The sequence below is a fragment of the Xylophilus sp. ASV27 genome (assembly GCF_016428875.1).
GTDB lineage: Bacteria > Pseudomonadota > Gammaproteobacteria > Burkholderiales > Burkholderiaceae_C > Xylophilus.
Genome location: NZ_JAELTO010000432.1, coordinates 1 through 255 on the forward strand (window position 1 = coordinate 1; position 255 = coordinate 255).

A 255-nucleotide genomic window follows, 5' to 3' on the forward strand; every position below is an offset into this window, starting at 1 on the left:
CGCTGGCGCGCTCGGTGGACCTGGCCCATGCCATCTCCGCCGGCGACCTGACGCAGCAGATCGTCAGCACCCGGCGCGACGAGTTCGGCGAGCTGCAGCGCGCCCTCGGCCAGATGAACGCCTTCCTCGGCCAGGTGGTGGGCGGCGTGCGCGGCGCCACCGACAGCGTGGCGACCGCCTCGCAGGAGATCGCCGCCGGCAACCAGGACCTGAGCATCCGCACCGAGCAGACCGCCAGCAGCCTGGAGCAGACCG

The 255-nt window shown here is 73.3% G+C and carries 1 protein-coding gene; it reads left to right on the forward strand.

Features of this window, described 5'->3' with window-relative positions:
- The coding region (locus JHD63_RS23665; protein WP_198973211.1) for a HAMP domain-containing protein at positions 1 to 255 on the forward strand (255 nt) is incomplete at both ends.